Here is a 23719-nt window from a genome sequence, read left to right on the forward strand (position 1 = left end):
TCGTATCCCCAGCGATTAATCAGGTGATTTTTCACGGCCTCAAGGTCAGTGCGTGTTACTCGGCTTATATTATTCCCCTGATCAGACGATCCATTGTCCGATGCCCTCCATAAATTGGTAGCACCGCATCGGGTCCCTCCATATCAATCCGTTCGGCATTAACAAAGAAGAATAGTTTATTTTTAATAATCGGACCACCTAAGCGGAAGCCATAAGTTTTAGTAGAACTAGGTTGAAGTCCACTTACAGGATCACCGTTAACCTTGCGGCCCAGCAAACCCTCATTGCGCCAGTAATGATAAGCAGAACCTACGAATCTGTTGGTTCCGCTACGGGTAATGGCATTAATTCCAGCTCCGGTAAAACCTCCTTGTCTTACATCATAAGGAGCAATGTTTACCTGGATTTGCTCAATAGCGTCTAGTGATAAACCGCCACCACCAGGCAATGGATCATCGTTAAGGCCAAAGCCATTATTAAAGTTAGCTCCGTCAACCTGAACATTATTATAGCGACCATCACGACCGGCAAATGAGTTTCCGTTCGATTGTGGGGTTAATTTGGTGAAGTCTGTAATACTTCTGGATATTGTAGGTAACTGAGTTAGTTGACGGGTCGAAATATTGGTGCTCGCTCCGGTCTTATCACGATTTGTAGTACCACCTGCACTTGCAGTTACCACAACGCCCTCAAGTGTAGCACTGGTAAGCTGCTCATTAAGTGTGAAAGCTTCACCTAAATTAATATTAATGTCAGTTAAGGTTTTAGAAGGTAAACCCGCATAACTTACTTCAATGGTGTAAGGACCACCCGGTCTAAGACCCTGCATATTGATTACGCCGCTGGATGACGCAACTCCGCTATAAACTGTACCGCTAGGAACGTGGGTAGCTTTAACGGTGGCACCACTTAAAAGTTGATCTTTGTCGCCCTTGATAACGCCAGTAATACTACTGGTGGTTACCTGTGCCTGTACTATTGCAGCTGACAGAAATGCCAATGCAATAAAAAAGAAGATTTTCTTTAGCATAGAAAAAATAGTTTTAAGCCGCAAAGAAAAGCAATAAATTTTAACATTTTGGCGGCTTATGTTAACAAATTGTAACCAGGCTTTAACATATTTTAATATTGATTAACATCAAGATTAGAGGATTTTCAAGAGAGCATTGCTTGCGAGGTAACAATTTTTTAACGTTGGAAACGAGCATTTATATAAAAACAAAAAAACCTGTCAATTATTTGACAGGTTGAAAAAGACTTTACCAGTAAATTTTTTACAAATAACTCAGATTTGTTTTCGGCGTTAACTCCAAAAGCGTTTCATACATCAGTTTAATAGTGCTTTCAATATCATCTTTGTGGATCATTTCCACTGTTGTGTGCATATAACGTAATGGCATTGATATTAAAACCGATGGACAACCATCATTGGCATAAGCAAAAGAATCGGTGTCCGTGCCCGTGCTCCGGCTTAAGGCCCGCCATTGTACCGGTATCTTGTTGTCCTCCGCCACTTTTTCTACAAAAGCCAGTAATTTATTATGTATCGCTGGTCCGTAAGCTAAAGAGGGCCCTTGCTGCAGGCTACATCACCCTCAATCCGCTTGTTGATCATAAAATGACCTGTATCGTGCGTCACATCGGTTACAATAGCCACATCTGGTTTGATCCGGCGGGCGATCATTTCAGCTCCTCTCAGGCCAATTTCTTCCTGTACGGCATTCACCACATATAAACTATAAGGAAGTTTTTTCTTGTTTTCTTTTAGGAGACGGGCTACTTCAGCAATCATAAAACCGCCAATACGGTTATCAAATGCACGACCTACATAAAAATCATTAGCGAGCTCATCAAAGCCATCCTGGTAAGTAACCACAGCTCCCACATGTACGCCCAGCTCTTCCACTTCCTTTTTGCTTCTTACTCCACAATCAATACATACATTTTCTACCTTGGGTTGTGTTTCGCTTTCCTTTCCAATACGGGTATGGATAGCAGGCCAGCCAAAAACGCCCTTTACAATTCCTTTTTTCCATGCACGTTCACCCGCAATCCCGGAGCGATCTGGTGATCCACACCTCCATTCCGTTTCAGGAAGATCAGGCCATTGTCGGTTACATAGTTTACAAACCAGCTGATCTCATCCGCATGCGCTTCAATCACCACTTTAAAGGGTTGGCCCGGGTTGATAATGCCCACAGCGGTACCATAGGAGTCTACAAACTGCTCGTCTATATAAGGCGCCAGGTATTTCAACCAGAGCTTTTGCCCCCAGGTTTCGAAACCCACGGGAGACGCATTATTGATATAATCTTTTAAAAAGGTCATAGACTCGGGAGTAATCACGGAGCTGCCTTTTTCTGCTTTTTTCTTTGTATTCTTTGCTTTAGCCATAAGGAAATTATTAGATTCAAATGTATATAAAAACGAACAAAAGATTTTAATATATACAATCCTCACCGGGTGGAGGCTCCAGTCATTTATATATCGCTGCGATACAGCTTTACTGCCTGTATGATGATTATGTTACTAATATATTGGAGCTACGCTGCTTTACTTTTTGACCACAGCCGCGCAGTGATGTATAATTAATAGAAGTCATACCACTTTGTTAGTCGCAGGGAACTGCATTGCGGCGATATATCCTGTTTAGAAACAAAATTGTTGATTCGCCGTTCTAACCATCCTATGTACTGTTCTGCTCACTATGCTCGATAGGGAGTAATTCTTTAACAAAAAATAAGATAAGGCAGGCAGCTTTTTTATGAAAACAATCGTCAAACAAAAAAGAAGTATCAAATGAAGCGATTTTTATTACCCCTGATTTTTGCAGTTGCTTTATTTTTAATAGATAATGTTGCGCAGGCTCAGCGTGGACGAATTTACAGGCATTACCCTGTTTATCGTAGCCGGCCAATGGTTTCGGTGGGCATTGGCGGCGCTTTTGGTGGTTTTTACGGACCTCGTATAATGCGAGGTTACGGATGGGGTCCCAGGGTTGGTGTCAATGTGGGTGTAGTTATTCCGCCCCCGGGAGCTTCGGTAAGAGGGTTGCCACCCGGAGCTGTGAAAAGACAAATCAATGGGATTACCTATTATTACAGGAATGATATGTATTTCCGCGAATTGCAGGAAGGAGGTTTTGAGGTAGTCGAGGCCCCGATCGGTGCTACCTTGCTAAGAATTCCTGCTGGCGCTGAGCTTCGTAAAATAGAGGGTAAATATTATTATGAAAAGAATGGCACTTTGTATGCTAGAGAGACCGACAGAAATGGACGCGTATTCTATATAATCGCTGGTAAAAATGGTGTGTTAGGTGATGACAGAGAATATGAAGATAGCTACAGCGAACCCGTAGACCCGGATGGGGTTTATAATGATAACCGGCAGGAAGCGCCGGTAGTAAAAACGGCAATCAAAGCAACGCTTCAACCGGGGAGGCTTATTCGGTACGCCCTGAAGTAGGAGACCGTTTTGAACAATTGCCACGCGATAGCCAGGAGGTAAACAGGGATGGTAAAAAACTATTTGTATCTCTAACGGTGTTTATTATAAAGAAGTAAAAGAAGAAAGTACTACCCTGTATGAAGTGGTAGATGTAAAATAAGTGAATATTCGTTGATTGTTTTTATTGTTAATGGTAACCGCCTCCTGTCAGGGGCGGTTATTTTTTGCAGCAGTCTGTGAGTAATTTCTATGTTGGTCTATCTTAAATTCATTCTTGCGCTCAGTAATACCTGTGAAGGACGAATCTCAAAACGGGTGACATTGGTTTGAATAGTATTAATGATGACTTGCTCGTATTCCCTGGTATTTAAAATATTCATCCATTTTAATTCCAGGTCGATTTTACGTTTGCCCACCGTATGCCTGTAAAAAGCGTCCACAAACTGGTTATTGAATTGCTGCTTTGCAATAGTATACTGGTTCCAGTCTCCTGAAATGTTGAACGATCCTTTTTCAGAGAGATAGAAGCTGAGCCTGGTTGCCTGGAAAAGTGTATAGGTTAAATTATCTGTACCCCTGTCTACCCGCTTTGAATATCCATAAGCAATATTGTAACTGGCGATCAGCCAGCTGAGAGAGCTGTTCTCCATTCTGAGGCTGGCATTTTGATTGTGGTTGATGGCAGTAAACAGGTTATTGTTTAACAGGTTCATAGTAGCCGAGCGTGTATAGCTATATCCCGTGGCGATATTGGTGGCGGCCTTTTTCATGTACTTACTAAAACTAAGAAAAAGCGCATGGGTATTACCTGAATTATCCTGGAGGATAGCTGTAGACACCTGCTGGCCATTGTCTGAAATCTGCCGCGATAGCATAATATTAGAGCTGTTATAGGCGTAATTGTAACCGGCATTTGCATCTATATTAAGTAACAGGTTCTTATAGGCGATACGACTACCGGCCCTTGTAAATGTGGCTTCCTCAATGGGCGATTGATAGGCATTGATGTTTAGAGCGCTGAACACATAGCCCGGGTATATATTGGTTAAACTACTAAAACGGTTTACTCTTGCCGCCGTTGCAGAGAAAGTGAATTTTTTAACGCTTACTTCCGTAAAAAGGGTAGGCTGAAAAAGCCATTTGTTCAGGTCTCTTTGAAAAACATGCTCCTCGTCTTTCACATGAATAATATTATTTGACAGTGGCAGGTTCAAGGAGAATCTAAAGCGCTCCCTTTTTAAGTTGAGGCCAACAGATGCCTGCGTATTAAAATTGTTTAGCCTTAGCCTGTTCAGCCATGGTACTTGCATTGGTTGCACCAGGTTGGCCGATTGTGTAAGTTCAATATCGGTATTTAATAACTCATCAGCATATAAAAACTTTAGAGAGGGAACAATGGTAAGATCTTTTTTACTGAAAGCCATGCTAACGGTATTAGTTGTATTAAAACTATTGGAACGTTTCAGCTGTTTGAGCGATAGCGCCGATTGCATAGCAGCATCGGAGAACTGCAGGGCTCTCAATGAATCTACCTGGTACCATTCGGGATCATGTATATAATTGATGTAGGATTGGAGGCTAACCAGGCGTTTAGATTGTTTGCTCAGCGGAAGCAGGGTACTCAGCGAATTCTGTATGGAAAAACCATTGGCGTGTGTGCGTTGATAAACCGGGATGCCATCTAACTCCAGTGTTGATCGGCTATTACTTTTATCAATAGAGAAATTGAGGTCGTTTTTAAAGAAATTAGCTTTGGCGTTCCTGTTTAAAGATAAAGCTGCTTTTGCTTTTTGGGCGAGATCGTTCAGGTCGCTCTTTCTGGAATAGTTGAGGGTATTTACAACAGTGCCATCGGGGTTAAGACTCGTAATGGATGTATTGGACGAACCTTTTAGATCCAATTCATGATAGGTATATAAAAAATTGGCCTTGACCTCCCAATCCTTTTTTAAACCCTCGAGAAAGTTAGCACCCACTGCATGTGATTGATTGAACCAATACCTGCTTTGAGGAATCGATGCAGGAGGATTCACCGATGAAGGCCTGAGAAAATCCCCGGTACTGTTTTCCTGCGATTGCCCCATAAAACCTGACAGACCAATAAAGTTGCCATTTTCCGAGATGATGTCTTCTCCGGTATTGTTGGATTTTAAATTGAATAAAGCCTGTCTTTTTTTGAGAACAACATGGGCGTTAGTTTCAGGTTCCATAAAAATGGAGAAAGCCCCAAGCCTAATGAACCGGATCCGGTCCAGGTGACATTTTTTTGAGTTTGATATTAATGCCGGCATTTTCAGAGGGGATCTTATCCTTCAACATTTTTATAGGCTGGTTATTCTCTACTACCTCCAGCTTGCCTACATCCTGGTGAGGGATAGAATTGGGGATAATGCCATAGCGTCCCTGCATCAGGTCTTTTCCTTCAACTGTGAATTGGTTGATATCCTTTCCCTGGTATTTAATTTTCCCACTTTCATCTATTTCGAGTCCGGGCATTCTTTTGATAACATCAGCCAATGACCGGTCGTTTTTATTAGCGAATTGTTCTACATCGTGTACAATGGTATCACCTTTTCGAAACATCATCGGGTCTTTCACAAAGACTTCTTCCAAAACAGTAGCTTTTTCTTTGGCGATGAAATGAACTTCCCGGGTTTGATTAGGGATGGTTTTTATTTCGGTTTCGTGATTTAGTAAACTGAGCTTAACCTGGATGGAATCAAGCCCCGACTGCTGCAGGATCGTAAAAGCCCCTTTGCTATCGGTCATTTTAAAAGCGATCACTTTATTGCTGCCGATAGGGGATATGATAATACTGGCATTGATCAGCGGAGTGCCGGACTGATTTTTTACCGTACCGCTAATAGTAACCTGCGCGCATAGCATACTTGTAATGCTCATGCTCATGAGCAAGGCCATCCATTTAATCATAAAAAATCTTTAGCGTTTATTGCAGTTCCAGGCGATTGTTGTTTTTCTTTTCGGCCTCAGCTCTTCTACGTTGTGCCTGGTCGAGCGTTATCTCGTTCCCGTTTTGATCTTTAAAGACTGTTTTGGTTACAGTACCTGCATCTGCGCCTCTTGGCGCCATGCCTGAGGCCATCGCATTCATTTGAACCCGGGCGTTTTCTTCTTTTTTGAACTCCTTTTTGTCTACGATCTCAGCAGTAGGTATGCTGCTATTTGCATCATTTATTGTTTTAATTTCAGCTAGTTCAAATACACAATGGTTTTTGTCATCCCACATTTTTACAATAAGACCGGGAAGACCAGAAAACTTATATGGACCGTTGTTAATGGGGAGGTCCGTAGTAAAAAGAGCATTCCAGTTTCTTCCTCCGTAATTTACTTTTGCCAGCTGGCAGTTATATTGGCCATACTTTTCGGTGTTTTCTGTTATGGTCCAGTTAAGTGTTGTTAAGTCCTCTTCGTAACCGTAGGTATCTTTGAGAAACTTTTGCTGAAACCTTATTTTCCCGTTATTGAACTTGAAGATGTCATAACTACTGCCACCTCCCATACCAGAAAAGTTAACATTGATACTCTTGACATTTTGAATGCCTCCCTGAGTCTCTATGGCCTGTTTCATGCTGTCTATATAGATATCTCTTTTCAATTTGGTGAAACTTACAAACCTGCTATGGTCCTTAAAAATATCCAATGCATACTGGTCTTTACTTTTTAACGTAACGTCGTTAGTGTCCCTCTGGAAACTAAAGTCGTAAATAACTCTCTGTGCGGGTTCATTTTGCGCAACACCAATAACCTGAAAGCAAGTGAATAAAGCAGTGAGCAGCAGGTAGTTTTTAATTGAAGTCTTCATGAACGAAAATTTACGTACGAAAGTATCGTAAATCTATTGAATGTCAAAATATTTATAGTTATAGAAAACCGGTTCATCAATTTTTAATCTATTTACAATTTGTTGTTGGGCTTCTTACTTAAGAGCATGCCAAAAAAAATGGCGCAGTTGCCTGCACCATTAAAACTCAAATATGAACATTCTTTATTGAAAAGACATAAGGATAGAGCTTTCTTTGCTTTCCAGCGTAGAAGAGCCCATTAAATATTCGTCTACTTTTCGTGCACATTCGCGGCCTTCACTAATAGCCCATACTACAAGGCTTTGGCCACGACGCATATCGCCGGCTGTAAACACTTTAGCTACATTGGTGGCATACTTTCCTTCTTCTGCTTTTACATTACCACGGTTGTCAAAATCCACGCCCAGTTCTTCCAGTAAACCGGCTTGTTGCGGGTGTACGAATCCCATGGCCAGTAAAGCCAATTCGCAGGGGATGTCTCTTTCGCTACCGGGCACTTCGGTGAACTTAGCGGGCTGACCCGGAGCCGGTGTAGTCCATTCCAGGTCTACAACTTTCAGGGCTTTCAGGTTCCCTGCATCATCGCCAATGAATTGTTTGGTAGCAATGCTCCAATGCCTTTGGGCGCCTTCTTCATGACTGGTAGTGGTTTTTAGCAGCATGGGGTAAGTAGGCCATGGCATAATATCCGTTCTGTCTTTAGGAGGCATAGGCAATAGCTCAAACTGTGTAACCGATTCGGCCTTGTGCCTGTTGCTGGTTCCCACACAGTCACTACCTGTATCCCCACCACCAATTACTACTACATTTTTGCCGGTTGCTAAAAGCTCTTCCGGTAAAATATTGCTTTCTATATCGGCATTGGCTAAAAAGTCTTTGCCTGCTACACGTTTATTATTTTGTTTCAGGAAATCCATAGCAAAATGAACGCCTTTCAGTTCCCGACCCGGAACCGGTAAGTCACGAGGTACCGTACTGCCACCACTTAAAACAACTGCATCAAACTGGCGCATCAGGTCGCTTATTTTTACGTTCTTACCTACATTAGAGTGGCATTTAAACGTAACGCCCTCTTCCTGCATTAACGCCACACGTCTGTCTATCACCCATTTTTCCAGTTTGAAATCGGGGATGCCATAGCGTAATAGTCCGCCTGGTTGCTCGTCGCGCTCGAACACTGTAACCAGGTGGCCTGCATAATTGAGCTGAGCCGCAGCAGCCAGACCGGCAGGTCCGCTACCAATAACCGCCACTTTTTTACCCGTTCTTACATTCGGTGTTCTTTTCGCAACCAGTCCTTTTTCGAAGCTATTTCAATAATATGTTTTTCTATTTCTTCGATAGCTACAGGAGGTTGATTAATGCCCAGTACGCAACTCATTTCGCAGGGAGCCGGACATATGCGGCCGGTGAACTCAGGGAAATTGTTGGTAGATGCTAATATCTCATAAGCCTCGCGATATTCTTTCCGGTAAACGGCATCGTTAAACTCTGGAATAACGTTGCCTAAAGGACAGCCGCTATGGCAAAAGGAATGCCACAATCCATACAGCGGGCAGCCTGGTTATTTAGTTTTTCCTCGGGGAAAAGTTGTACAAATTCGCGATAGTGTTCCAATCTTTCTTCCACTGGTTTTTTGGAAGGCAGTTCTCTTGTGAATTCTAAAAATCCTGTTGGTTTACCCATTTCTTATTTTAAAGTTTAAGGTTCGACGTTTAAAGTTCGACGTTTAAAGTTTAAAGTTTGCAAAGTGTGATCACCATGAACCTTAAACTTTAAACCTTCAACTATTTATGCTATCTGTTTTTGCTCAATTTTAGCCTGCATGATCTTCTTATACTCGCTCGGGTAAACCTTTACGAAGTTTTTAAGTTGATTCTCAAAATCATCCAGTACAAATTTGGCTACAGTGCTGTTGGTATATTGGTAATGCTTTTCTATTTCCTGCTGTAAGAACGCTGCGTCAGCGCTATCTACCGGATCCAGCTCTACCATTTCCATATTACAGTTGCCCGCAAATTTTTGACCTGCATCATAGATGTAAGCGATACCTCCACTCATACCTGCTGCAAAGTTGCGGCCTGTATCTCCCAGAATAATAGCGCGGCCTCCCGTCATGTATTCGCATCCGTGGTCTCCAACACCCTCTACTACCATGGTCGCTCCTGAGTTACGCACTGCAAACCTTTCGCCTGCTTTACCACGTATATAAGCACTACCATTGGTTGCGCCATAGAAGGCCACATTGCCAATAAGGCTGTTGTCTTCAGGTACAAATCCGGCTTTCTTATCCGGATAGATAATCAGCTTGGCACCACTTAATCCTTTACCAAAATAATCATTAGCATCACCTTCCAGTTCAAGCGTAATACCCTTGTTACAGAATGCGCCAAAGCTTTGGCCTGCCGTACCTCTTAACAGTAAATGGATCGTGTCTTCCGGTAAACCGGCATCGCGATATATCTTGGTTAATTCGTGAGAAAGAACGGTACCTGCAGCGCGATCCGTATTCACAATGTCGAAGGACGCTTTTATCGGTGTGCCATTTTCGAGCGCAGGTTTAGCTGCTTCAATAAACTTCCAGTCGATAATAGTATCCAACCCGTGATCCTGCTCTTCGTAATTGTAAATACCTACGCCTTCGTTCGCCGGTTCTTTGTAAAGAATAGGTGAAAGATCTAAACCTTTGTATTTCCAATGGTCAATACCGTCTCTTATTTTTAACTCATCTACCTGGCCTACCATTTCATTAACGGTTTTGAAACCCAACTCAGCCATCAGTTCACGCATTTCCTGAACAATGAACTGGAAGAAGTTAACCACCGCATCGGCTGTACCGGAGAAACGTTTTCTCAGGTCAGGATCCTGTGTAGCTACTCCCACAGGGCAGGTATTCAGATGGCATTTACGCATCATAATACAGCCTTCCACTACCAGGGCGGCTGTAGCAATACCCCATTCTTCGGCGCCTAATAAAGTAGCAATAACGATATCGCGACCTGAACGCATCTGGCCATCGGTTTGTAAAACTACCCGGCTACGCAGCTTGTTTTTAACCAGGGTTTGCTGTGCTTCTGCCAGGCCCAATTCCCATGGTAAGCCTGCATGACGGATGGAACTTAACGGAGAAGCTCCTGTTCCACCATCGTGACCTGCAATCAATACTACGTCTGCTTTTGCTTTGGTAACACCTGCTGCAATAGTACCTACACCTGCTTTACTCACCAGTTTTACGTTAATACGTGCATGGCGGTTAGCATGTTTCAGGTCAAATATTAATTGTGCTAAATCTTCAATTGAATAAATATCATGGTGCGGAGGAGGGGAGATCAAACCAACACCTGGAGTAGAGTGTCTTGTACGACCGATCCAGTCATCTACTTTATCACCTGGTAATTGTCCACCTTCTCCCGGTTTCGCTCCCTGCGCCATTTTGATCTGTAACTCATCAGCCTCAGTAAGATAAAGGCTGGTTACACCAAAACGTCCGCTGGCAACCTGTTTGATGGCACTACGCATACTGTCTCCATTTTCCATGGGTTTATAGCGTGCTTCATCTTCACCACCCTCACCGGTATTGCTTTTACCACCAAGGCGGTTCATGGCAACAGCCAGTGTTGTATGCGCCTCCCAGCTGATCGAGCCAAAGCTCATTGCACCGGTGGCAAATCTTTTATAGATATTTTCTGCCGGTTCTACTTCATCAATAGAAATAGAAGGACGTGAACGTTTAAAGTCGAACAGGCTGCGGATAGTAATCGCTTTTTTACCTTGTTCGTCAATAACTTTTGTATACTTCTTAAAGGTATTGTAATCGCCCATTCTTGTTGAATACTGCAACAGGTGAATGGTTTGCGGGTTAAACATGTGTGCTTCCCCTTTGCGTTTCCACTGGTAGAAACCACCGGTAGGTAATTGGTCAACAGGCAATTTCTTACGGGTAAAGCTAAACTGGTGTTTCGCCAGCGCTTCCCGCGCAATTTCATCCAGTCCCATACCTTCTATACGTGAAGTAGCATTGGTGAAGTAATTATTTACCACGTCTTTATTTAAGCCAATGATCTCGAAGATCTGCGCGCCCTGGTAAGACTGCAGGGTAGAAATTCCCATTTTAGAGAATACTTTCAACAGACCATCGCTTACCGCTTTGATATAATTTTTGTTAAGCTCCTCTATTGACTTATCAGTTGTGATCTTTCCTGTTTCCTGCAACAATTTAATAGTAGAGAAAGCCAGGTAGGGGTTAATAGCTGTAGCACCAAAGCCTAAAAGGCATGCAAAGTGATGTACTTCCCAAACGTCTCCCGCTTCAACTACAATACCAACCTTACCTCGTAAGCCTTTTTGGTCAGGTGGTGGTGTACCGAAGAAACAGCTAACAGTGAAGGAATAGCAGCATGATCGCCATCTATTGCTCTGTCCTGCAATACCAGTACTTCAAAACCATCATTTACGGCGTCTTCTGCATAGCGGCAAAGTCTTTCCAAAGCACGACGCATAGAACCTGCTTTGCCATCTGCAACAAAATAACACTGGATGGTTTTTGCCTGGAAACTGCCGGTATCAATACTTCTTAATTTCTCTAACTCATAGTTGGTTAACACCGGGTGCTTCAGCGCTACTACGTGGCAATCCATTTCATCTTCAATCAATAAGCTGCCGTTGTTCCCAACAAATGTTGCCAGTGACATTACCATTCTTTCCCGTATAGGATCGATAGGAGGATTGGTTACCTGCGCAAATAACTGTTTGAAATAGTAGCTTAAATGTTGAGGCTGATCACTTAAAATAGCCAGTGGTGTGTCAACACCCATGGAACCAATTGGCTCTTTACCACCGGTAGCCATCGGAAGAATGATGTTCTCTACATCTTCTGAGGTGTAACCGAAGGCTTTTTGGTATTTGAATATTTGTTCTGAACCCAAATCGCTGAACATTACACGAGGCTCAGGCAATTCCGTCAATTTGATTTTATATTGATTGAGCCAATCTGCATAAGGTCTTTGATTACAGATATTGCTTTTCAATTCGTCGTCACTGATGATACGGCCTTGTTCCATATCAACCAGGAACATTTTACCCGGCTGTAAGCGACCTTTTTCAATAATCGTGCTCTGGTCAACCGGAAGCGCTCCTGTTTCAGAACCCATAATTACGCGTCCGTCTGTAGTAACACAGTAACGCGAGGGACGTAATCCATTCCTGTCGAGTGTAGCGCCAATCATTTTACCATCGGTAAATGAAATAGAAGCCGGGCCATCCCAGGGTTCCATCAGGCAGGCGTGAAACTCGTAGAATGCTTTTTTAGCGGGGTCCATTTCTTCGTTACCGTCCCATGCTTCGGGGATAAGCATCATCATTACATGTGGCAGCGGGCGACCTGTTAATGCCAGCAACTCGATCATATTGTCCAGGCAGGCAGAGTCACTCTGATCGTTACTTACAATCGGCACCAGCATATCCATTTCCTCATCGGTAAATAACGGAGATTCGAAGCTTGATTCGGCCGAGCGTAACCAGTTCAGGTTACCTTGTAAAGTATTGATTTCTCCGTTGTGAGCGATAAAACGGAACGGCTGCGCTAACCTCCATGAAGGGAAGGTATTAGTGGCAAACCGGGAATGCACCAGGCCAAAAGCACTAACGGCGCGTTTATCAGAAAGATCATCATAATACTCACGAACCTGGTGGCTGGTGAGCTGACCTTTATATATTAAAGTACGGCAGGATAATGACGTAATGTAAAACCCGATCGGGTCTTTTTTACCGCATTACCTGTTATATGTGTGGCATATTTTCGTAAAACGAATAATTTTCTTTCAAACTCTATGGCCGTTTTTACATTGGAGGGGCGCTCAATAAAAACCTGCTCAATTGCCGGCTCCACATTCAAAGCACTTGGGCCGATCCCGGAATTATTAACCGGAACGGAACGCCAGTGAATTACCCGCATGCCCATCTTTTCAGCTGCGCGATTGAAGATATCCCGGCACTCCTCACGAAGCCTTAACTCTTTAGGAAAGAAAACCATACCTACTGCATACTCTTCGATTGCAGGAAGCGTGATACCTAAATGCAATAATTCATCATAAAAAACTCATGCGGAATCTGGATCATAATACCTGCACCGTCACCAGTATTGGTTTCGCAACCGCAAGCACCTCTATGCTCCATATTTTCGAGAATGGTCAGCGCATCGGAAATGGTTTGATGATTCTTATTGCCTTTAATATTGGCAACGAAACCAATTCCACATGCGTCGCGCTCAAAAGATGGGTCGTAAAGACCTTTGTTTTCTGTCATAGTTCCTTATAAAAGTTTTACAAAAAATTTTGGTCCGCCCGGATGAACCTCTCTCCAACAATTAGTCTGGAAAGGTCCGTGTTCGGACGGGCTTTTCAATATGGGGAAGGCAATCGAGAGCCGTGTAAATTAATTAAAAAAGTTGATAATTTGACAAAGCGACTGCTTGATGGGTTTAAAATTATTATTTTTTCAATTATTAAAGTAAAATATTAGATAATTTTCAATAAATACGCTATTTGTCAATAGCAATATATTGATCGGATAAGTTTAATGGGGAGACGGTTTTCTAATCGCAAATTAATAATAAATAGTATAATTGACAATTATTATTTTCGCAATCTCTATTGGCTCTGCTAAGCTGTTTTCTATGAATATTTTATGTATGGGGTCCTATTTTAATTTTTCTGTGAACTCGACTATTTTGCTAGTTTAGCGCGTTTTTTACTAGTCTTGATTTTTGTCTTTTACTACTCTGAAACCCTGGTTGCTGAAAGAGGCGTGAGGGTTTACGGACCCGATATCTTTTGTATTGAAAAACTGCATGCATTCGCACTGCACCACCAGGATCCGCCACGGGCATGTGCTACTTTTCTGCCGTTATCGCGTGGCAGAGAACCTGTACAAAACTCAAACACATTTCCCAATACATCATACAACCCCACCGGATTAGGTTTAAAACTGGCAACCGGAGCTGTATAAAGAAATCCATCGCTATGGTCGGGCTTTAGATGGTTTTTGCCATGCCATATATTGGCATAGTTACTGATGTTTTTCCGGGTAACCTTTCCGAAATATATGGAAGGCGTTCCGGCTGTTGCTGCAATTTCCCATTCTTCTAATGTAGGTAGCCTTACACCGGCCCATTTGCAATAGGCCAAAGCGTCATTAAAGCTGATAGAGGTTACCGGATGGTTCATTTTTGCGCTATGCTTCCTCTCGTAATTCCATTGGGATAACGCCAGTAAGCGGTGCTGTCGGTAATCCACCTGAAGGCTGCCAGTCCCGGCTCAAAAACAAGCGCGTTCTTATGCCGCTCTGCCTCGGTTATATAACCCGTAGCCTGTATAAATAGGTCAAATTCATTATTGGTTAGTTCGTGAGCAGCGATATAAAAGGTGGTGATCTTTACTTTTCGTAATGGATTCTGCAAATTATTTTCTTCACCTACCTGGTAGGTACCTGCCGGGATGTGAACGAACAGGCTGTCCTGGCTCAAGGCAATTTGAGGGGGACTGATTATTCCCCATAGGATGAGTAATAAGGCATATGGTCTAATGCTTTTGAGCATTGGCTTTTTGGAGTTAAAATAAGCCAGAGCACGCTGAAGGGTGAGCTCTTCATTGGCTTTGTTGAAAGCCATAGATGTTTCGTAGTTATCTGCTACGCCATAAAGGTTTTTGTAAGATTTTGATTTGATAAAATCGGCGTAGTTGCCTTTTTTCATCAATAACATCAAGGTGGTTAAAACATCCTTGTCTTTTTTATTTTCTTTGTAATAGGAAATTAAAAACGGCGTCATTTCCCAGGCATTGATCTCTACCAGGGCGTCTTTATAATTTACGCCCATTCTTTTACTGCGTGTAACAGATTCTTTTATAATGGCCATAACAGAATCCCTGTTCTGCACCAGGAATTGGAGTTGCCGTTCGCTCCAGGTTTCTTCATCCATCCATGATATAAGGTAGCCGAATATCTTTTGATCTTCATTCGTTTGAGGTACGAAAATGGCGCAGTTCTGGGCATACATTTCCGGGTGTATCATGGTGTACGTAAATTTCTCCCGCAATGCAAGTGCCTCATACTCCTTTTTTGAAATGGGACTGATGCCCATGTCCGAATTATCTTCATCAGACTGCGGTTTTATTTTAGCGATCAGTGCTTTTACCTTAGAGAGGCCATAGGGCGGCACGGATACCTGTGCTCTGAATTCGCGATAGGCATCCATCTGCGAATGGGCGGATAAATTAAAGATGCAAAAAATAAGGGTAAGCAATAAAATATGCCTCATAGTAACTGTTTAAAGTAAATGGACTGGCAATTTACTAATAAACAGACTGGTTTTTAAGCTAAGCTTTATACAGTTAAAAAAGTTTGCGAATAGCCTTTGTGGCGATCATCCTAAAACAGTACATCGACTAAAACTCAAATCCGAATTTTAAAGATATTCTTCGTAAATGATAAGCTGTTGTTTCCAGCAAGGCATTTTCTTCCGGTTCCTTATTAGGGGCATGTTTGATCCCATAATTATGTTCTTTATAGCCTTTGTAGGAGTACCCAACCGTAAAATTGAGCGCTGTAGTTTTAAGGCCTACCCGGTAACCGGCCCCCAACTCATAATATCCTCCGGGCCTACGTTTCATCGAGGTACCGCGGCTAAAGGTTTGCCCTTCAGTCTCTGCTACAAAGTTTACACCGGCATCAGCATATACAAAAGGAGTTGAAGCGCTATTCAAAATACTCTTACGGATATCTAAAAACAGCGGTAAGGATTGCTGGTAGTACGCATCGAGCCGCCACCAATACCGGCAAACCAGGTGTTGAGCCTGGCGCCGTGAATGGTTTGTATAATGACATTTGTTTTGTTGTCACCCAAGGGCAGGCCAGCATTGATATGGCCGGCATACCTGATCGGCGATTTTTGAGCAAACAGGCAGGATGAAAATAGCAGGCCCGTCAGCACTGGTAAGCATTTTCTCAAATTTACTTTCATTATTCAGTAGAGGTTTCAGTTTTTGCTTACGTTAATGGTGCTCAGGAGCCTGATGTTGTTAGGGTCTTTATAATCATATTGATATATGCCCGACTCGCAGCTTACAATGGCCACCCCGTTCATAGGTATTACATCAAAAGTATTGATTCCATCAATATGCTTTACCAGTTTAAGATTATTCAAATCGGTGATATCATATACTTTAAGTCCATCTTTGCCATCGCATATAAACAGCAGGTTGCCCGATAAGCCAAGACCGTGTGGGCTCGTCATCGGATACTTTTTAAGCAAAACGGGGTTGGTTAAAGATGTTGTTGAATAGATTTGCAATTCGTTCACGCCATCCCAGCATCGTGTGCCATTTCTCAGGGTAACAAATGCGTGTGTTTCGTTGGCTACCACAGGGTCACAACTTCTCACATGTGTTACAGATGATAGTTGCGCAGGATCATCGGGATTGACCAAGTCGTAAATGTACATGCCGTTTAATGAGCCGATGTACAGGTTGTCTTTAAACGGATAAATGGTTTCAATCAGCCAGCCTATTTGTTTCTTTTTACAAACTCAGGTTTCATGTCTGCAGTGATATTGAATACAGACATTCCTGATCCATCTACCGTGAATAAGCGTTCTTTGAGGGCTGCAAACCTTGCCATCGAGCCACCTGTTCCATAAACTGCTCCGGCGGCTCCGGCTGCGCCTATCGCTGCGTTGCTAAATACAGCATTACCCGTTGCATCAAAAAACATGAACTGAGCTTTTTCTCTAACAACATCCCCGCTTAATTCAATAAGGGTGTCCTTTACTGTATAGTCGACAATGATCTTTGCATTAAGGGGTGTTGGTTGGGCGCCGGGATACCAGGGGAACACATTTTCGATGATGTTTTTGATAGAAGGATTTGCCGGGTTGGTAATGTCAATAGTCCATAATTCCCTGTTCATATCGGCATACAACGCATTGTTTTTGGTAGCCATGTCTACATTTCCCGGCACTTTTATAAAACCTACATTTTTAGGATTTGAAGGATTGGTATTGTCAATTATATGTATTCCTTTCCAGGTTTCAGAAATAAGGAGGTAGTTGCCCTTTACATATATTTTACTTGGGTTTTTTAACGGTATAGGCATACTCAATTTGGCTTCTGACCGTACTTCGCCAAGGGTTTTCATAACCGGCGTGTAAAGTGTAATATAGCGCGTTGACTTGAAACTATCTTTCACACAACTTTGCGTGGCTAACAATAAGATGAAGGCAAGTAATTGCAACAGCAGCCGATTTCGCACGGCAGGTTGGGCAGTGTTTTGTTTTTGATTTTTCATGATTGCATTTTTACGCTAAAACGTAATAAAATGTTAAAGCGCAGCACCGTGCCAAAACTTTTTTGGTTAACCTCATGCAAGCCTGAAAACAGATCAATTTTCTGTTATTTGAAAACGGCTTACTGTTTAAACCAGGTAAGCAAACAGCGCATCGTCTTTATTGAGCTCTTTGTACTGAATGTTAAACTGGTTCATTCTTTCCATCAAACTATAGTAGTCGATTTTTGCCTTCAGCTCAATACCTACAAGTGCGGGTCCACTTTCTTTATTGGTTTTTTGCATGTATTCGAAACGGGTAATATCATCATCAGGTCCCAGCACATTGCTTACAAAGTTTTTTAGTGCACCGGGTCGTTGGGCAAAGTCGATCAGGAAGTAGTGTTTCAAACCTTCATATTGCAGGCTGCGCTCTTTTATTTCCTGCATACGATCGATATCGTTATTACTGCCGCTTACGATGCAAACAACGTTTTTTCAGGATGCTGTCTTTCATCAAGCCAAGGGCAGCGATGGATAACGCTCCTGCAGGCTCCACTACGATAGCATCTTTATTGTAGAGCTCTAAGATGGTGGTGCATATTTTACCTTCAGGTACCAATACTACTTTGTTCAGTATCTCCTTACACATACTGAAAGTGATATCGCCTACCTTTTTAACAGCAGCGCCATCAACAAATCTGTCTATACTTACCAATTCTGCTGGTTGCCCTTGCTTCAGGGCTTCTGTCATTGAGGGAGCACCCTCCGGCTCGGTGCCTATTATTTGGGTTGCCGGGCTAACCCCATGCATAAAAGTTCCGACACCGGCACATAAACCCCCACCACCGATGGGAAGTATAATATAGTCGATATTATTAAGCTGTTCGCTGATCTCCAATGCTACTGTTGCCTGTCCTTCAATCACTTTCATGTCATCAAAAGGATGAACGAAGGTCATATTGTTCTGTACGGTAAACCTTTTGGCCGCATTGGCACAATCATCATAAGTGTCACCGGTTAAAATGATCTCAATGTTATCTTCACCAAACATTTTTGTCTGGGTTATTTTTTGTTTGGGTGTAATGGAAGGCATGAAAATAGTGCCTTTAATATCCAGGGCCTTACAGCTATAGGCGAAGCCCTGCGCATGGTTACCTGCGCTGGCGCATACAACACCTCCCTCCAACTCTTCTTTAGAGAGGCTGCTCATCATATTGTAGGCGCCACGGAGCTTATAGGAGCGTACTACCTGGAGATCTTCCCGTTTTAAGTAAATGTTGGCGCCAAACTGCTTACTTAAAGTGGCATTTAATTGCAGTGGCGTTTTCGACACCACTTGTTGTAACCGTTCAGCTGCTTCCTGCACTGATTGAATAGATAACGTATTGTGAGATGACATGTTGAATAATTCAGAATCTTCAAAATTACAGGGATTTTACGGGCTATTTTCAATAAAGCGTGATCTCTTTTTGATGAGTACTATTTCTTTATTAAGTTAGCAAAATAGATATTCAATTTTTATTTTGATGAGCTTACGCAATAAACATACTGCATCGCCCGTAAATATTTTTACCGTAATGACCAACCTGGCCCGGCAGGAAAATGCTTATAACCTGTCGCAGGGCCTACCTGATTATCCTGTGGCACCTGAGTTAAATGAGTTGTTGCGGGAGGCTGTTACAGAAGGCTTTAACCAGTATGCCCCTATGCCGGGATTGGTTCAATTACGTGAGCATATTTCCAGTAATTTGAACGAGCGGTATAAAACCAGTTTTTGTTCGCCAGATACGGTTACAGTTACACCCGGCGCCACTTATGGCATTTATACTGCGCTTGCCGCTATTATAGAAAAAGGCGATGAGGTGATCTACCTCGAACCTGCTTTTGATTGTTATCTGCCCGCTATAGAAATTAATGGCGGCATACCTGTAAGTGTTACATTGGAGAGTCATAATAACTTTGCCATCGATTGGGAAAAATAAGAACCGCTATCAGTAGCAAAACCCGGGCGATCCTGGTCAATACGCCTCACAATCCTACCGGTTATATATGGACACGGGATGATTGGAACAACCTGGCCAATATTGTTGATGGAAGAGATATTTATGTGATATCGGATGAAGTATATGATAGTATCGTGTTTGACGGGCAACAGCATATACCGGGATTTTTACAAGCTGTATTCGACGATAAGATTATTTCTATCTATTCCTTTGGAAAGGCCTTTCATATTACAGGATGGAAAATAGGTTATTGTGTTGCATCGAAAGCAATTACGGAAGCATTTCGTTCCATTCATCAATATCTTACGTTTAGTGTAAATACACCAGCACAGTATGCGCTGGCAAAATATCTTGATATATACGACCCTAAAGAAGCTGCACGCATGTTGCAGGCAAAAAGAGACCTGTTGATAGACGGGCTCAAGTCCTCCGGTCTGCGTCAGCTAACAGTTTGCGAAGGAACCTATTTTCAACTATATGATTATTCTGCAATAAGCCACTTGAATGATGTTGAATTTGCCCAATGGCTTACGGTGGAACATAAAGTAGCAACCATACCATTAAGCGCCTTTTATAAAAAGCCGCAGCATGACAGGATTGTGAGGTTTTGCTTTGCCAAAAAGGACGAGGTGATTGAAAAGGCAACCCGTATTCTTCGGTCTATTGGTTAGCTCAGCTTGTGCCGTGCTGTAATCCTTATTCTTTTTTTAATCTTATATTTGAAATACTAATTACTTCAGTATGAGAAATACGATGCTACTTTGCCTGCTTTGCGTAAGCCTTATTTGCTGTTCAAAAAGGAAAAAATAGACGATCAGGTTCCCACGGTCATACCAGCATGGTTGCAGGATAGAATTGCTGCTATTAAGAAAGAGCAACAGGCACAATTATATGTGGTGAGTGAATACCGTATTGGTGGGGTGACTTTTTACAATGTCAGCAGTCCCATCAGCTCGTGTATACTTTGTGAGTTGTACGATGTAAAAGGGATACCTGCAAAATTGGCTTTGGATGCTCAAACCGAAATAAAGCAGGTTAGAGTAATCTGGCCTGTCAATCGCCAGATAGCAAAGCTGACCTCTGCTTAATTTTCTGAGAGGGTCTTACCTTTCTTTAGAATTAGTTTATGAGTAAGAGACGAAGGCAGCTGTGTTTCAAAATGCCCTACATAAATAATCGTGACACCATTTTTACTGATCTCATCTACCAGTTTGTTAAAATATTGGGTTTGATGTTGATCCAATCCCTGGCAGGGTTCATCTAACACCAACAATTGAGGGTTTTTAATGATCGTGCGTCCAAGTAGTGCCAGCCTTTGTTTTCCCAGTGGCAACGTGCTTAATAATTCATTCTTCACATCCTGTAATTCGAGGAATTGCAGCAGCTCGTCCAATTGCTGCTTTTGTGCATAACGTAATTGCCTGTAAAGACCATTGCTGTCGAAGAAGCCGGAGGCCAGGCTCTCAATACGGTAGCGTTGGCATCAAAATACCAGTGCATTTCCGGGGAGATCATACCTATCCGTCTTTTAATATCCCATATACTTTCACCTCCGCCGCGTTGTACGCCAAATAACCTGATATTATTAGCATAGGCCTGTGGGTGATCGCCGGTAATTAAACTGAGCAATGTAGATTTTCCTGAACCATTATGGCCCTGCAGCAACCATCGTTCTCCGGCATTTACTTCCCAGTCAACACCAGAAAGCACTTCCTTTTCATCGTATTTTACATGGATGTTTTTCATGTAAATGATACTGTCTGAAGTGTACTGGGGGCGCTGTAGTAGAAAGGAGGGGAGTGGCTTCAATACCTTCTCGTGAAAAACAACAGGAGTGTTAGTTGGGGTCAATCTTCCATCCTCCATTACAATTGTACGATTGATGCTATGGGGCAACTCAGTGTCGTTACTGATCAGCATTAAGGTACCTCCGTTTTGTACAAAACTATCCAGCAATTGATTGAGGCTAGCTCTTGCCTTAACATCAAGACCTGTATAGGGCTGGTCAATAATTAATAACTGAGGACTCAGCCACAAAGCTTTTATCAGCTGAAGTTTTTATGCTCACCGCTGGAGATCTCAAAAAGCTGTTCGTTCAGCACTTTGGCATAGCTGAATGTGGCGATCAGTTCGTTTAATACAGCACTATCTAATGAATACTCTTTGCCATATAATTCTAATTCGCGGGCAATCGTAACTGTATCTCTTTTTGCTGATGATTGTAACGTTGCTGGTAATAGAAGTTTCTGTCACCTTCCAAATTGGTAAACCTGTACCAGCTTTCCACAAACTGCACTGTAGGTTTAAGTAAAGAATCTGCGTCAAAATCAATGTTTATTTCACCCGAATATTTTATAGATCCGGCAATAACCTTTCCCAGTGTAGTTTTACCACTTCCGCTTTCACCTCTAACTATATAGTTGTCACCCGGTTGAATGGAAAAAGAAATATTGTGCAAAACAGTTTTTGCATCGTATCGGGCTGAAAGATTTTTGATATCTACAAGCATACGAGTAAGAATAAAGTGATCTGATAAGAAAAGACCCGACAGGTGTTTGAAGTCTGTCAGGTCTGTATAAGGTTAATTGATATTTATTTCAATAACAGGATTAAGCAGTCTTAATGGCTTTCATTGCGGTCATTGCTTTACGCAATACAGCACCAATCTGCTCTACCTCATGAGAACGGATAGCTTCGTTTACTTCAACCAATTCCTGGTTATCCACGGAGCCATCTTTACCTTCATTGTAGTTTTTACCTACCAGGTCAGTATCTACTGATTTCATGAAATCGGCCAACAGTGGTTTACAAGCCTGGTCGAATAAATAGCAACCATATTCTGCAGTGTCGGAAATTACACGGTTCATTTCGAACAATTTTTTGCGTGCAATCGTATTGGCGATCAACGGTGTTTCGTGTAATGACTCGTAGTATGCAGACTCTGGTTTAATACCCGCTTCTACCATTGTTTCAAATGCTAATTCAACACCTGCTTTAATAAACGCAACCATTAATGTATAGTTGTCGAAATACTCCTGTTCGCCGATTTTTACATCGCCAGCCGGAGTTTTTTCAAAAGCTGTTTCGCCTGTTTCTGCTCTCCATTTTAACAGGTTTGCATCGCCATTAGCCCAGTCTTCCATCATAATACGGCTGAACTCACCGCTCATGATATCATCCTGGTGCTTCTGGAATAAAGGACGCATAATTGTTTTTAATTCTTCTGCTACTTTAAACGCTTTGATTTTTGCAGGGTTGCTTAAACGATCCATCATTCCTGTAACACCACCTTGTTTTAAGGCTTCAGTAGTAACTTCTACACCATATTGAACCAGTTTTGAAGCATAACCCGGGTCGATTCCTTTTTCTACCATTTTGTCGAAAGAAAGAATAGAACCGGTTTGCAGTAAGCCGCAAAGGATGGTTTGCTCACCCATTAAGTCAGATTTTACTTCGGCTACAAAAGAAGATCTTAATACACCTGCGCGATGCCCGCCTGTACCTACGCAATATGCTTTGGCCCAATCCAAACCTTTTCCTTCAGGGTCATTCTCCGGGTGTACCGCTATCAGGGTAGGAACGCCGAAGCCGCGTAAGTATTCTGCTCTTACCTCGCTACCAGGGCTTTTAGGGGCCACCATGATTACTGTAAGGTCTTTACGGATCTGCATACCTTCTTCAACGATGTTGAAGCCATGCGAGTAAGATAAAGTAGCGCCTTGTTTCATCAATGGCATTACAGCAGTAATAACGCTTGTATGTTGTTTGTCTGGAGTCAGGTTAATTACCAGGTCAGCAGTTGGGATTAATTCTTCATAAGTACCTACTTTGAAGTTATTATCAGTTGCATTTTTCCAGCTGGCTCTTTTTTCTTCGATGGCTTCTTTACGTAAAGCATAAGAAACATCCAGACCGCTATCTCTCAGGTTTAAACCCTGGTTGAGGCCTTGAGCGCCACAACCCACAATTACCACTTTTTTACCTTTCAATGCATCAACGCCATCCAGAAATTCGTTGTTGCTCATGAATTCGCAAACACCCAATTGGTTTAATTGCTCTCTGAGAGGTAGTGTGTTAAAGTAATTTGCCATTGTTTATTGTTGTTTTTGTTTTTTACTTTTTTAATAG

Annotated in this window: 22 protein-coding genes and 4 pseudogenes; 3 read left to right on the forward strand and 23 right to left on the reverse strand. The window is 42.4% G+C overall.

Annotated features, from left to right (window positions below; all coding sequences use genetic code 11):
* Positions 1-64: 64 nt before the first annotated feature.
* The 3 genes and pseudogenes from MKP07_RS15650 to MKP07_RS38690 form a co-directional block, all read right to left on the reverse strand.
* The gene (locus MKP07_RS15650) at positions 65-1030 is read right to left on the reverse strand and encodes a TonB-dependent receptor (protein ID WP_240848017.1); all 966 of its coding nucleotides are present in this window, start codon (positions 1028-1030) and stop codon (positions 65-67) included.
* 244 nt (positions 1031-1274) lie between these two features.
* A complete protein-coding gene (locus MKP07_RS38685) occupies positions 1275-1583 on the reverse strand; it encodes a zinc-binding metallopeptidase family protein (protein ID WP_317236024.1) in 309 nt (102 codons plus the stop codon).
* Positions 1562-2394: pseudogene (locus MKP07_RS38690) on the reverse strand (M42 family peptidase). The gene MKP07_RS38685 and the pseudogene MKP07_RS38690 overlap by 22 nt, the downstream one beginning before the upstream one ends.
* Before the next feature lie 405 nt (positions 2395-2799).
* Here MKP07_RS38690 and MKP07_RS15665 point away from each other — a divergent pair.
* Complete coding sequence (locus MKP07_RS15665; protein ID WP_240848019.1) at positions 2800-3465, forward strand: DUF6515 family protein; 666 nt, start codon at positions 2800-2802, stop codon at positions 3463-3465.
* Between the two features lie 239 nt (positions 3466-3704).
* Here MKP07_RS15665 and MKP07_RS15670 read toward each other — a convergent pair whose 3' ends face one another.
* From MKP07_RS15670 to ilvA, 16 genes and pseudogenes are all read right to left on the reverse strand, one after another.
* A complete protein-coding gene (locus tag MKP07_RS15670) occupies positions 3705-5657 on the reverse strand; it encodes a hypothetical protein (RefSeq protein ID WP_240848020.1) in 1953 nt (650 codons plus the stop codon).
* A 22-nt stretch (positions 5658-5679) separates the two neighbouring features.
* On the reverse strand, positions 5680-6378 hold the full coding sequence (locus MKP07_RS15675; RefSeq protein ID WP_240848021.1) for a carboxypeptidase-like regulatory domain-containing protein: 699 nt from the start codon (positions 6376-6378) through the stop codon (positions 5680-5682).
* A gap of 16 nt (positions 6379-6394) precedes the next feature.
* On the reverse strand, positions 6395-7270 hold the full coding sequence (locus MKP07_RS15680) for a GLPGLI family protein (protein ID WP_240848022.1): 876 nt from the start codon (positions 7268-7270) through the stop codon (positions 6395-6397).
* Between the two features lie 183 nt (positions 7271-7453).
* Positions 7454-8524 carry a glutamate synthase subunit beta gene (locus MKP07_RS15685; RefSeq protein ID WP_240848023.1) on the reverse strand — a complete coding sequence of 357 codons (1071 nt, stop codon included), beginning with the start codon at positions 8522-8524 and terminating at the stop codon, positions 7454-7456.
* Between the two features lie 14 nt (positions 8525-8538).
* Positions 8539-8814, reverse strand: a complete 276-nt coding sequence (locus tag MKP07_RS15690) for a hypothetical protein (protein WP_240848024.1) — start codon at positions 8812-8814, stop codon at positions 8539-8541.
* A gap of 248 nt (positions 8815-9062) precedes the next feature.
* Complete coding sequence (locus MKP07_RS15695; RefSeq protein WP_394803659.1) at positions 9063-11381, reverse strand: glutamate synthase-related protein; 2319 nt, start codon at positions 11379-11381, stop codon at positions 9063-9065.
* Positions 11379-13024: pseudogene (locus MKP07_RS41215) on the reverse strand (glutamate synthase central domain-containing protein); the annotation flags it as partial. The gene MKP07_RS15695 and the pseudogene MKP07_RS41215, both read right to left, overlap by 3 nt.
* Positions 12985-13574 (reverse strand): annotated as a pseudogene (locus MKP07_RS42595) (hypothetical protein). The pseudogenes MKP07_RS42595 and MKP07_RS41215, both read right to left, overlap by 40 nt.
* Positions 13575-14083: 509 nt before the next feature.
* Positions 14084-14494, reverse strand: a complete 411-nt coding sequence (locus MKP07_RS38715; RefSeq protein ID WP_262919327.1) for a formylglycine-generating enzyme family protein — start codon at positions 14492-14494, stop codon at positions 14084-14086.
* Positions 14491-15585, reverse strand: coding sequence for a formylglycine-generating enzyme family protein (locus MKP07_RS38720; protein WP_262919328.1), 1095 nt, complete (start codon positions 15583-15585; stop codon positions 14491-14493). The genes MKP07_RS38715 and MKP07_RS38720 overlap by 4 nt, the downstream gene beginning before the upstream one ends.
* 127 nt (positions 15586-15712) lie before the next feature.
* Positions 15713-16030: a hypothetical protein gene (locus MKP07_RS15715; protein WP_240848025.1), complete on the reverse strand. Its 318-nt coding sequence runs from the start codon at positions 16028-16030 to the stop codon at positions 15713-15715.
* Positions 16031-16047: 17 nt separating this feature from the next.
* Complete coding sequence (locus MKP07_RS15720; protein WP_240848026.1) at positions 16048-16257, reverse strand: hypothetical protein; 210 nt, start codon at positions 16255-16257, stop codon at positions 16048-16050.
* Between the two features lie 45 nt (positions 16258-16302).
* Positions 16303-16767, reverse strand: coding sequence for an LVIVD repeat-containing protein (locus tag MKP07_RS15725; RefSeq protein ID WP_240848027.1), 465 nt, complete (start codon positions 16765-16767; stop codon positions 16303-16305).
* A 62-nt stretch (positions 16768-16829) separates the two neighbouring features.
* The gene (locus tag MKP07_RS15730) at positions 16830-17609 is read right to left on the reverse strand and encodes an LVIVD repeat-containing protein (protein WP_240848028.1); all 780 of its coding nucleotides are present in this window, start codon (positions 17607-17609) and stop codon (positions 16830-16832) included.
* A 126-nt stretch (positions 17610-17735) separates the two neighbouring features.
* Entirely contained in the window at positions 17736-18035 is a 300-nt protein-coding gene (locus MKP07_RS15735; protein WP_240848029.1) for a hypothetical protein, read from the reverse strand.
* 16 nt (positions 18036-18051) lie between these two features.
* The gene (gene ilvA / locus MKP07_RS15740; RefSeq protein ID WP_240848030.1) at positions 18052-18987 is read right to left on the reverse strand and encodes a threonine ammonia-lyase IlvA; all 936 of its coding nucleotides are present in this window, start codon (positions 18985-18987) and stop codon (positions 18052-18054) included.
* A gap of 178 nt (positions 18988-19165) precedes the next feature.
* Here ilvA and MKP07_RS15745 point away from each other — a divergent pair.
* Positions 19166-20262, forward strand: a pseudogene (locus tag MKP07_RS15745) (methionine aminotransferase).
* 99 nt (positions 20263-20361) lie between these two features.
* A complete protein-coding gene (locus tag MKP07_RS15750) occupies positions 20362-20679 on the forward strand; it encodes a hypothetical protein (protein ID WP_240848031.1) in 318 nt (105 codons plus the stop codon).
* Here MKP07_RS15750 and MKP07_RS15755 read toward each other — a convergent pair.
* The 4 genes from MKP07_RS15755 to ilvC form a co-directional block, all read right to left on the reverse strand.
* The gene (locus tag MKP07_RS15755; RefSeq protein ID WP_240848032.1) at positions 20676-20984 is read right to left on the reverse strand and encodes an ATP-binding cassette domain-containing protein; all 309 of its coding nucleotides are present in this window, start codon (positions 20982-20984) and stop codon (positions 20676-20678) included. The genes MKP07_RS15750 and MKP07_RS15755 overlap by 4 nt on opposite strands.
* A complete protein-coding gene (locus MKP07_RS15760) occupies positions 20945-21628 on the reverse strand; it encodes an ATP-binding cassette domain-containing protein (RefSeq protein ID WP_240848033.1) in 684 nt (227 codons plus the stop codon). Before MKP07_RS15760 ends, MKP07_RS15755 begins: the two co-directional genes overlap by 40 nt.
* A 139-nt stretch (positions 21629-21767) precedes the next feature.
* Positions 21768-22100, reverse strand: coding sequence for an ATP-binding cassette domain-containing protein (locus tag MKP07_RS15765; RefSeq protein ID WP_240848034.1), 333 nt, complete (start codon positions 22098-22100; stop codon positions 21768-21770).
* Between the two features lie 100 nt (positions 22101-22200).
* Positions 22201-23682: a ketol-acid reductoisomerase gene (ilvC, locus tag MKP07_RS15770; protein ID WP_240848035.1), complete on the reverse strand. Its 1482-nt coding sequence runs from the start codon at positions 23680-23682 to the stop codon at positions 22201-22203.
* Between the last annotated feature and the right edge of the window lie 37 nt (positions 23683-23719).

This window comes from Paraniabella hibiscisoli, from assembly GCF_022512515.1.
GTDB lineage: Bacteria > Bacteroidota > Bacteroidia > Chitinophagales > Chitinophagaceae > Niabella > Niabella hibiscisoli.